The sequence below is a fragment of the Frankia sp. CcWB2 genome, assembly GCF_977927585.1.
In genome coordinates, this window is the sequence record NZ_CDWRCM010000269.1 from 1,628 (window position 1) to 5,157 (window position 3,530).

Here is a 3,530-nt window from a genome sequence, read left to right on the forward strand (position 1 = left end):
CCCGCCAGAGCCGGGCGTCCCGGGTGAACCGGCTCGGGGTGCGAGCGACCTCCATGTTCTCCCGGTAGCCGAGCACCAGCCAGGCCGGGACGCCACCCTCGAGTTCCACCGGGGCGATCCCGCCGTGTTCCGCGCGGAGCTTCTCGTAGACCGCGCCGGGATCGTGCTGCGCTTCCGGGCCGTAGAGCGCGGTCCGTGCGGCATCCTGCGCGAAGGCCGCGTGCGCCGGACACCCCGGCGGCGGGATCGCAGCGCCTGATTCCGCGCCTGCTTCGGGAATGGATGTTGACACACTTACTCCGTGGCGGCCGAGGCGGCCACCGGGGCCGCGGATTGGGTGGACAGCCAGTACAGGTAGCGCATGAGGGCCAGCAGGGTGTCCCGGCTCGAGGCCCGGCTGCGCGCGTCGCACGCGACGATCGGCACGGCGGCCGGCAGATCCAACGCGGCACGGACCTCGTCCAGCGGGTGGTTCGGGGCGTCCGGGAAGACGTTGATGGCCACGATGAACGGCACGCCGCCGTCTTCGAGCCGCCCGATGACGTCGAAGCTGGCCTCGAGCCGCCGGGTGTCGACCAGCACGACCGCGCCAAGGGTTCCCTCGAACAGGCCGGTCCACAGGAACCAGAAGCGCTGCTGTCCGGGCGTGCCGAACAGGTAGAGTACCAGTTGCTCGTTGATGGTGATCCGGCCGAAGTCCATGGCCACGGTGGTCGCATCCTTCTGCTCGACCCCGCGGACGTCGTCCACCCCGACGCTGACCTCGGTCATCGTCTCCTCGGTCGTCAGCGGTCTGATCTCGCTGACGGAGCCGACCAGGGTCGTCTTGCCGACGCCGAACCCGCCGACCACGACAATCTTGACCGCGGTGGCGGCCGAGGCGGGCAGCGTGTCCTCGCGTGCCGGCCCGACGGCCAACTCAGAGCCTCTGGAGTCCATTCATCACCGCCTTGAGCAGTTCAGGATCGCCGATTCCTTCCATGCGCACCGAGGCGCGCACCTCGACGAGCGAGTCCCTGAGCAGGTCGGAGACCAGGATGGCGACTACGCTGAACGGCAGCTTGAGGTACGCCGAGATCTCCGCCATGGACAGGGGCCAGTGACACATGCGCAGGATGGACGCGTGTTCCGGCTGCATCTCGGGCCGCGGCCCGCGCCACCACGAGGGTGATCAGGTCGATGTCGGCCCGGCGGCCCGAGGCGCCGCGCCCGCCGGTGAGGACGTACAGGCGCTCGGGACCGCCCTGCTCCCAGGCGGAGGACGCGTCGTTGATCGGGGACGGGGTCACCCGGCCGTCCTCTCCTCCATCCGCGGCGGGCTGGTGAGATGCTCACCGATACGTGCGACCAGGTTGCGCATCTGCTGTCCCATCAACCCCGCGTCCACCCCTTCGTCGGCCAGCACCGCGAGGTACGCGCGCGCGCCGGCCGCCATGAGGTAGAAGAATCCCCCGCCCACCTCGATTACCACGAGCCGCATCCGCTTGTCCCCCTGCGGGAACTCGGCGCCGACGGCGGCGGACAGGCTCTGCAGGCCGGCGCACGCGGCCGCGAGGCGGTCGGCGGTGTCCACATCCGTGTTGTACTGGGCCATGCGGAGGCCGTCCGCGGTCAGGACGATGATATGCCGGGTGCCCGGCACGCTCTCCGCAAGGTCCTTGAGCATCCAGTCCATGCTGGGCCGCAAGTGGTCCATCGGCTACTCGCCTTCCTTACCCGACGCATCGTCAGTCAAAGCGTGCTGGGTGCTCGTGCCCTCGCCGGAGACCGCGTTCTGGAACGCGGCAAGCCACAGTCCGGGCGGCGGGGGCGGCGCGGCGGGAGCGGATGCGTTACTCGACACGGGCGGGGACGGGGCGGCGGACTGCAAGCCCGCGCGGCGCGGTCAGGCTCCGCTGGCTGCCGCTCCCGCCGAGCGGGGCGGTGACGCCGCGCCTGCGCTGCGGCAGGCCGTTGTTGTTGATCTTGATGTGCTGCGGCTCCTCCGGCTCCAGGGCGATGGCGGGCATCAGCGTGTTCGGGTTCGGCCGGACCGCGGCGCCCGGGCTGGCCGCGGACAGCGGCACGGCGGTGGCCAGGTCGCGTGGGATGATCAGCACGGCGCGCACGCCGCCGTACGCCGAGGGCCGCAGCGAGACCTGAAAGCGGTGGGTCTGCGCGAGCCGACCGACCACGGACAGGCCGAGGCGCGGGTTCCCGCCGAGGTCGGCGAGGTCGAGGCCCGACTTGACCTCGGCGAGCACCCGCTCGGCGCGCAGCCGGGCCTCCTCGCCGAGGCCGACGCCGCCGTCCTCGATCTCGACCGCGATCCCGGACTGCACCTCGACCGCGGTCATGTGCACGCGGGTCTGCGGCGGCGAGTATCGGGTGGCGTTGTCCAGCAGCTCGGCGAGCGCGTGGATGAGCGGTTCGACGGTGGGTCCTGAGATGGCGACCTCGACCACTGAGTGCAGTTCGACGCGTTGGTAGTCGATGATCCGGGACATCGCGCCGCGCAGCACGTTGAACAGCGACACCGGATGCTGCCACTGCCGGCCGGGGCGGGATCCGCCGAGCACGGCGAGCGAGTCGGCGAGCCGGCCGATCAGCGCGGTGCCGTGGTCGAGGCGGAGCAGGTCGTCGAAGACATCGGGGTTCCCGCCGTGCCGCTCCTCCATCTCGCGCAGATCCTGGAACTGCTGGTGCACGATGGCCTGGACGCGACGGGCGACGTTGACGAACGCGCGCTGCGAGGAGTCGCGCAGGTCCTCTTCCGCCTTGACCGCTTCGAGGACCGAGCGGACCACGTCGTCGTGCGCCTTGATGAACGCGGCGCCGAGGGCGGGCGACTGGCTCGAGCCGGACAGCGCCTCCTCGACCGAGTCGCCGCGGTGCAGCCGACTGATCGCGGCGGGCAGCACCTCGACGGCGAGGCGGCTGGTCTCGGCCTCCTGTATCTCCAGGCGGTGCACGAGCTCCTGCTCGGTGGCGGCCTGCCGACGGCGCAGATGGACGATCTCGTGCCCGCGGCGGCGGATCTCGGCGCAGGCCAGGCCGATCGCGACCGCCGCGACGAGGCCGCACACGGCAACAGCGCGCCGGGCGTGCGGGGCGACGAGAAGGATGGCGGCCACTGTACAGAGTGCGGTCAGGGCTGCCGCTACCAGAGCACTGTAGACGACGGAGAAGTCGCCTTCCGAGCCACGAGGTGACGGTCACTTGCGTTTCATTCGCAGAACCTTGGTCTGATCGTGGGCGTGTGTCGGTGACCGACGGGGACGGGGAGAACAGTCACGGGCGCGGCCCGCGGAGAGACTCGCGCGCCGACGAGGGCCCGACGGCGATGTTCTGACTGGGCACGCGGCCACCTTGCTCAGTGTTCGCGGTTCTGATGTCTCTCCGGACGGGTCTGACGTTATATCTAGGGCTTCGGCGAGACCGCACCGCGCCGCTATCAGTGACCTTGAGTAGCCGGCCGCCGCTGTACATCCGGTCGAACTTCGCCGAGATCGATCATGGTCGATGTGCGTCGCGCCCTACCTGCCAAGAGA

General features: G+C 70.6%; 3 protein-coding genes and 2 pseudogenes. All 5 read right to left on the minus strand.

Annotated elements, in window-relative coordinates:
* Positions 1 to 292 (minus strand): annotated as a pseudogene (locus tag ACY45C_RS20085) (cytochrome P450); the annotation flags it as partial.
* A 2-nt stretch (positions 293 to 294) separates the two neighbouring features.
* Complete coding sequence (locus ACY45C_RS20090) at positions 295 to 939, minus strand: GTP-binding protein (RefSeq protein ID WP_462189117.1); 645 nt, start codon at positions 937 to 939, stop codon at positions 295 to 297.
* Positions 920 to 1,289 (minus strand): annotated as a pseudogene (locus tag ACY45C_RS20095) (DUF742 domain-containing protein). Before ACY45C_RS20095 ends, ACY45C_RS20090 begins: the two are co-directional and overlap by 20 nt.
* Positions 1,286 to 1,675 (minus strand): roadblock/LC7 domain-containing protein, encoded by a 390-nt coding sequence (locus ACY45C_RS20100; protein WP_011438685.1) that lies wholly within the window; start codon positions 1,673 to 1,675, stop codon positions 1,286 to 1,288. Before ACY45C_RS20100 ends, ACY45C_RS20095 begins: the two are co-directional and overlap by 4 nt.
* Positions 1,676 to 1,832: 157 nt before the next feature.
* Positions 1,833 to 3,113, minus strand: coding sequence for an ATP-binding protein (locus ACY45C_RS20105; protein WP_462189118.1), 1,281 nt, complete (start codon positions 3,111 to 3,113; stop codon positions 1,833 to 1,835).
* Positions 3,114 to 3,530 lie beyond the last annotated feature (417 nt).

What these genes read in the sequence shown, in the direction of transcription:
- ACY45C_RS20090 (WP_462189117.1), bottom strand. Translation starts at nt 939, where the DNA reads ATGGACTCCAGAGGCTCTGAGTTGGCCGTCGGGCCGGCACGCGAGGAC.
- ACY45C_RS20100 (WP_011438685.1), bottom strand. Translation starts at nt 1,675, where the DNA reads ATGGACTGGATGCTCAAGGACCTTGCGGAGAGCGTGCCGGGCACCCGG.